6 protein-coding genes are annotated in these 6,530 nt (G+C 65.7%); 1 reads left to right on the top strand and 5 read right to left on the bottom strand.

Annotation, left to right across the window (positions count from 1 at the left end):
• Positions 1 to 26: 26 nt before the first annotated feature.
• From WA702_RS14295 to WA702_RS14285, 3 genes are read right to left on the bottom strand one after another with little or no spacing between them, the layout of a single operon-like run.
• Positions 27 to 752, bottom strand: coding sequence for an ABC transporter ATP-binding protein (locus WA702_RS14295; protein WP_425111187.1), 726 nt, complete (start codon positions 750 to 752; stop codon positions 27 to 29).
• On the bottom strand, positions 749 to 2,518 hold the full coding sequence (locus WA702_RS14290) for an ABC transporter permease subunit (RefSeq protein WP_425111186.1): 1,770 nt from the start codon (positions 2,516 to 2,518) through the stop codon (positions 749 to 751). Before WA702_RS14290 ends, WA702_RS14295 begins: the two co-directional genes overlap by 4 nt.
• Positions 2,519 to 2,521: 3 nt before the next feature.
• Positions 2,522 to 3,565 carry a branched-chain amino acid ABC transporter permease gene (locus WA702_RS14285; RefSeq protein ID WP_425111185.1) on the bottom strand — a complete coding sequence of 348 codons (1,044 nt, stop codon included), beginning with the start codon at positions 3,563 to 3,565 and terminating at the stop codon, positions 2,522 to 2,524.
• Between the two features lie 189 nt (positions 3,566 to 3,754).
• On the opposite strand from WA702_RS14285, the gene WA702_RS14280 reads away from it, so the two are divergent.
• Complete coding sequence (locus tag WA702_RS14280) at positions 3,755 to 4,267, top strand: MarR family winged helix-turn-helix transcriptional regulator (protein ID WP_425111184.1); 513 nt, start codon at positions 3,755 to 3,757, stop codon at positions 4,265 to 4,267.
• Positions 4,268 to 4,576: 309 nt separating this feature from the next.
• Here the strand turns inward: WA702_RS14280 and WA702_RS14275 are convergent, their stop codons facing one another.
• A complete protein-coding gene (locus tag WA702_RS14275) occupies positions 4,577 to 5,857 on the bottom strand; it encodes a glycerate kinase type-2 family protein (RefSeq protein WP_425111183.1) in 1,281 nt (426 codons plus the stop codon).
• A gap of 109 nt (positions 5,858 to 5,966) precedes the next feature.
• On the bottom strand, positions 5,967 to 6,530 hold a 564-nt coding region (locus WA702_RS14270; protein WP_425111182.1), incomplete at its 5' end, for an ABC transporter substrate-binding protein.

Here is a 6,530-nt window from a genome sequence, read left to right as displayed (position 1 = left end):
GCGACGAAGAACTTCCCGAGGCGAGCCTAGCTCGCCTCGGCCTCGTGAAAACCGAGATAGCTCGCCGCGACGCGGCTGTCGGTGGCGATCTCGCTGGCCTTGCCGTTCAGCACGAACTCGCCGAGCTCCATCACGTAGGCGCGGTCGGCGACCTGCAGCGCCGCCTTGGCATTCTGCTCGACCAGCAGCACCGAGACGCCGTCCTTGCGCAGTTGCGCGATGATCTCGAAGATGCCGGCGACGATGATCGGCGCCAGCCCGAGGCTCGGCTCGTCCAGCATCAGGAGTTTCGGCGCGCCCATCAGCGCGCGGCCCATCGCCAGCATCTGCTGCTCGCCGCCGGAGAGTGTGCCGGCCAGCTGCTTGCGGCGCTCCTTCAGGCGGGGGAACAGCGTGTAGACATGCTCGAACCCCGCCGCGGTGCGTGCCTTCGGCATCCGGAACGCGCCGAGCTGCAGATTGTCCTCGACGTGCATGCCGGCGAACAGTTCGCGGCCCTCCGGCACCAGGCTGAGACCGAGCGCGACGCGGTCCTCGATCTCGAGCCTGGCAAGATTCTCGCCGGCAAAGTTGACGCGGCCCTTCAGCGGCAGCACGCCCATGATGGCGCCGAGCAAGGTGGTCTTGCCGGCGCCATTGGCGCCGATGATGGTGACGATCTCGTCAGCGTTGACCTCGAGCGCGACGTCGCGCACCGCCTCGACCTTGCCGTAGGACACATGCGCGCCCGAGACTTGCAGCAATGCGCTCATGCACCGGCTCCGAGATAGGCTTCGATCACCTTCGGGTTGGTCTTGATCGCGGCCGGTGTGCCCTCCGCGATCTTGGTGCCGAAATCGAGCACGACGATCCGGTCGGCAAGGTCCATCACGAAACCCATGTCGTGCTCGACCAGCAGCACCGACATGCCGCCGGCGCGCAACTCGCGCAACAGCGCGGCGAGCCGCTGCTTCTCCATGTGGCGCAGTCCCGCGGCCGGCTCGTCGAGCAGCAGCAGCATCGGATCGACGCAGAGAGCGCGGGCGATTTCGACGATGCGCTGCTGGCCGAGCGACAGCGAGCCAGCAAGCTGGTTGATCTGCTCAGTGAGGCCGACCCGTGCGATCTGCCGGGTTGCTTCCGCGAGCAGCCTGGCCTCGTCGGCGCGATCGAGGCGAAGCATGCTGGCGATCGGCCCGGCGCGGCCGCGCAGATGCGCGCCGATCGCGACGTTCTCGAGCACCGTCATGTCGGGCACCAGCTTGACATGCTGGAAGGTGCGGGAAATGCCGAGCTGGACGATCTCCTGCGGCGGCGCTTGGGCAATGCGCTTGCCGAGCACCAAAATACTTCCCGAGGTCGCCCGCAGCACGCCGGTGATCAGGTTGAACGTCGTGCTCTTGCCGGCGCCGTTGGGACCGATCAGCGCAACGATCTCGCGCGCCTGCACGTCGAAGGAGACATTATTGACCGCGACCACGCCGCCGAACTGCTTGCGGGCATTGTCGACCTGCAGCAGCACATCGGATGCCGCCTCAGGCCGCACCCGCGCCGGCAGCTCGATAGCGCTGTCGGGCTTCCGGCCTATCCGCCGGAGCGTCAGCCGCCCCGTCAGCCAAGGCCAGACGCCGGTGGGCGCAAGCTGCAGCAGCGCCACCAGCAGGAGGCCGAACACGATGGTCTCGAGCTGGCCCGAGCCGTGCAGCAGCAGCGGCAGATAGCTCTGCAGCACCTCTTTGAGGATGACGACGATCGCGGCCCCCAGCACGCCGCCCCAGACATAGCCGGCGCCGCCGACCACGGCGACAAAGAGATATTCGATGCCGGCCTGGGCGCCGAACGGGGTCGGATTTACGGCGCGGGTGAAATGGGCATAGAGCCAGCCGGACAGGCCGGCGAGCACGGCGGCATGGATGAACACCAGAAGCTTGGCGCGCGGTGCATGGATGCCGAAGGCTTCGGCGGCGACATGTCCCCGGCGCAGCGCGCGGATGGCGCGCCCGGTGCGGGAATCCAGCAGGTTCGTGGTCAACACCGCCGAAACCAGCACCGCGATCCAGACCGCGTAGTAGATGGCGCCGGGATCGAGCATACGGAAACCGCCGATCTCCAGCGGCGGAATGCCGGAGACCCCGTCATTGCGGCCGAGGAATTCGAGCTTGCTGAACAGATAGAACAAGCCCAGCCCCCAGGCGAGCGTGCCGAGTGGCAGGTAATGGCCGGACAGCCGCACGGTGACGAGGCCGAGCACCACGGCGGCAAGCCCGGAGACGATCAGCGAAGCCGGCAAGGTCAGCCAGGGCGAGACGCCGTAATTCGCCGACAGCACCGCGGTGGTGTAGGCGCCGAAGCCGACGAAGGCGGCTTGGCCGAACGAGGTGAGGCCGCCGACCCCGGTCAGCAGCACGAGCCCCATCGCGACCAGCGCGGACAGGCCGATATTGTCCAGCAGCACGAGCCAGAACGGCGGCATGCCGGGCACATAGGGGATGGCCAGCATGACCAGGGCGAAGACGAGAATGGGCCAGCGTTGCGTCATGGCCTAGTCCTTCTCATCCTCGACCGCCGCGGGCGCCAACAGCGAACGCAACAGCAGGATTGGCACCAGCAGCATGAAGACGATCACTTCCTTGAAGTTCGAGGCGTAGAAGGACGAGAACGACTCGATGATGCCGACCATCAGCGCCGCAATCGCGGTCAGGGGGTAGCTGATCAGGCCGCCGATAATCGCAGCGATGAAGCCTTTCAGGCCGATCAGGAAGCCGGTGTCGTAATAGAGCGTGGTGATCGGCACGATCAGGATGCCCGACAGCGCGCCGATGACGGAGGCCAGCAGGAACGCGATCTGGCCCGACAGCGTGGTGCGGATGCCGACCAGCCGGGCGCCGAGGCGGTTCACGGCGGTGGCGCGCAACGCCTTACCGTAGAGCGTCAGCCCGAAGAACAGCCAGAGCCCGACGATAAAGGCGACGGTGATGCCGTAGACGGCCAGCCCCTGCCCGGTGAAGCGCAGCGGGCCAAGCGTGGCGGAGGCATCGAGCAAAGTCGGGCCGCGCTGGCCCTCGGCGCCGAAGAACAACAGCCCCAGGCCCTGCAGCGCCAGATGGCAACCGACGGCTGCAATCAGCAGCACCAGCACCGAGGTATGGGCGAGCGGCTGGAAGGCGATGCGATACAGCGACAGCCCGATCGCGGCGACGATGACGAGCGACAGCACCACGTTGACGCCTGCCGGTGCTCGCACGCTCGCCGCCCAATAGGTGGCGCCCAGCACCAGCGCCGGCAGCACCACATTGAGGGCGAGAGAGCGGACGAGCCGCTGCCAATGCAGGGCCTTGCGCGCGACATAGAGGTCGAAGGCGAAGGCCGCGATGCCCATCGCGACCGCGAGCTTGGCGGTGCCGGGCATCTGGCCCGACGACAGCGATGCATAGGTCAGCGCGCCATAGGTGACGAATTCGCCCTGCGGAATCAGGATCACCCGCGTCACGGCAAAGACAAGAACCAGTGCCAAGCCAAGCAGCGCATAGATCGCGCCATTGGTGATGCCGTCCTGGATCAGGAACAGCATGATCGTCGTGTTCAAGACCGGACGCTCCCCCATGGTGACCGGATAGGCACGGCAGTTGGCGCCGTGCCGGTCGCAGCAGTTGAAATCGGCTGCCCGTGTTTGATATGATGAATAACAATTATCAACTATAATCTCAAGGCCGGGTGGGGCCTTTGAGCGCTGCAGGGGACGGAGCCCACGCAATGAATGTGTTCGCGGACCGCCATGGCCGATAGCGTCAAGGACTACAATAGAGGCTCCAGGGAGGTCCACAAGGAGCCTGCCGGCCCCTTGGATGAAGCGCAAGCGGTCCAGCTCGGCGAACTGTCCGAGCTGCTCGGCTACGCCCTGAAGCGTGCCCAATTGAAAGTGTTCGAGGATTTCCTGGACTGCGTCGCGCCGGTGCAGCTCACGCCGGCGCAATTCTCCGTGTTGCTGCTGCTGGACAACAATCCCGGCCGCAACCAGACCGAGATCGCCAACACCCTCGGCATCCTCAGGCCGAATTTCGTCGCCATGCTGGACAGCCTGGAGAGCCGTGAGCTCTGCACCCGGGTGCGCTCGGCCAATGACCGACGCTCGCACATCCTGATGCTGACCGAAAAGGGACGCAACGTGCTGGCGCGGGCCAAGAAGCTGGTTGCGACCAAGCACGAGGCCAGGCTTGTCGAACTATTGGGCCCGGAGGGGCGCGACGCGCTGCTGGGAATGCTGACCAAGATCGCGCAGGAGTTTTGAGGCGCGGTAGTGGCTTTGACAGCTCCGCTGTCCCGGCGAATACAACTGTCGTCCCGGCCTTTGCGCCGGGACCCGTAACCGCAGCCGCATGTTGTTGGAGCGAGCTGGAGCTCCAGCGCCATCAACAATCGACGCCTGTGGCTATGGATCTATGAATCCGGGTCGCGCTCACTTCGCTCGCTTGCCCGGGACGACAGCAGTGATTGCTCTCGCCGTCATTGCGAGCGAAGTGAAGCAATCCAGTCTTTTGTCTATCTGCTGGATTGCTTCGTCGCCTTCGGCTCCTCGCAATGACGAAGGAGCGGCGTCTCAATCCACCAAGATCACCCTGACGTCGTTCACGTTGGTCAGTGTCGGGCCGGTCTGCAGCAGGTCGCCGGTGGCCGTGAAGAACGCGGTGGCGTCGTTGTTGGCTAGATAGGCTTTGGGGTCGAGGTCCTTGGCGCGCATCGTCGCAAACGTTGCCGCATCGATCAGCGCGCCGGCCGGGTCGGAGGCACTGCCGGCGCCGCCATCGGCGCCGTCAGTGTCGCCAGCGAGCGCCGCGATGTCGGGCATGTCCTTGAGCAAATCGGCCAGCGCCAGCGCATATTCCTGGTTCGGCCCGCCGCGACCGTTGCCTGTTACGGTCACCGTGAGTTCGCCGCCGGAGAGGATCGCGACGCGCTTGCCTTGCGCGCGCGCTGCGAGCGCCAGCCTGGCATGATCGGCTGCGACCTCGCGCGCCTCGCCTTCGAGATCGGCGCCGAGGTCGATCACCTCATAGCCGGCTGCCTTGGTGCGCGTAACAGCGGCATCGAGCGAGGCGCGGGGACGGGCGATCATCTCATAGGAGGCGCGGGCAAAGGCTGCATCACCGGGCTTGCAGCTCTCGTTGTTGGGATCTTCCAGCGCGCGCGCTGTCGCCGGATCGATGTCGAGCTTGTACTTCGCGATGATGGCACGGGCGTCCGAAAACGTGGTCGGATCGGGGACGGTCGGACCGGACGCGATCGCCGAGGGATCGTCATGCGGGACGTCGGATATCGCCAGCGTGACGATCTCAGCCCTCTGGCCGGCGCGGGCGAGCCGGCCGCCCTTGATGCGCGACAGATGCTTGCGAACGGTGTTGATCTCGCCGATCGGCGCGCCGGAGCGCAGCAGCGCGCGCGTCAATTGCTGCTTCTGCATGAACGATACGCCTTCGACGGGCGCGATCCAGTTGGCGGAGCCGCCGCCGGACAGCAACACCAGCAGCAGGTCATCGGGACCGGCCGTGGCCGCAAGCTGCAGGGTCTCCTCCGCCGCCTTCAGCCCGGCTTCGTCGGGCATCGGGTGGCCGGCTTCGATCACCTTGATCCGCCGGGTCGGCACGCCATGGCCGTGGCGCGTGGTCGCGATCCCCATGAGGCGGCCCGGCTCGAGCTTCAACGTGTCGAGATAATGCCGTTCGGCCGCGGCGGCCATCGCGGCGGCGCCCTTGCCGGCGGCGAGGCAGATGATCCGTCCTTTGGGCACGGGGCGCAGATGCGCCGCCAGCACCACATCGGGATGCGCCGCGGCGACCGCGGCATCGAAGATCTCACGCAATAGCGGGCGGCGGTCGGTCATTGGTCCCCGATCAGGTTCGAATGCGTCGGCCGGTTATCTCTTCTCCCAGGATAAAAATAAACCCCCGCGAGCGCTTCCTGCGGGGGCTTCTCGCATCGTGGGAAGATTGTCAGCCGGCGACGTCGGCGGAGATGACGTCGCCGAACAGCTCCCAGCGCTCACCCTTGAAGCGCATTAATTGGAGCTGGCTGATCGGCGCGAAATCGGTCGCCGAGGTGTTGATGGTGATGCCCGGCAGCAGCACCTCGGTCCGGAAATCGCGCAAGCTCGCCGCCTGCTTCATGACGTTCTCACGCGTGAGATTGTCGCCGCATTGCTTGAGCACCTGCACCAGGGTCTGCGACACGCCATAGCCGACCACGGTGCCATTATCGAGCTTGTCGCCTTCGGGGAAATCCTTGGTCATGAAGTCGAGATAGGCCTTCATGCCTGGATCATTGGCCCATTGCGGGTCGGTGGTGTCCTTCAGGTAATGCGCCGAGACAATGCCTTGCGCATTGGTAAAGCCGGCCGGCTTGATCACGGCGCCGACGGATGCCGAGACGTTGTTGAGGATGTGCAGCGCCTTCCACTCGATCTCGGCGACCTTCTTGATCGCCTGGGCGGCGAATTTCGGCGTCGCGATGTTCATGAAGACGTCCGCGCCGGACGATTTCAGCTTGACGATATGGCC

Source organism: Bradyrhizobium sp. (assembly GCF_049798375.1).
Classification (GTDB): domain Bacteria; phylum Pseudomonadota; class Alphaproteobacteria; order Rhizobiales; family Xanthobacteraceae; genus Bradyrhizobium.
Note: the sequence above shows the minus strand (reverse complement) of the source record. Positions and strands in the feature narration are given on the sequence as shown.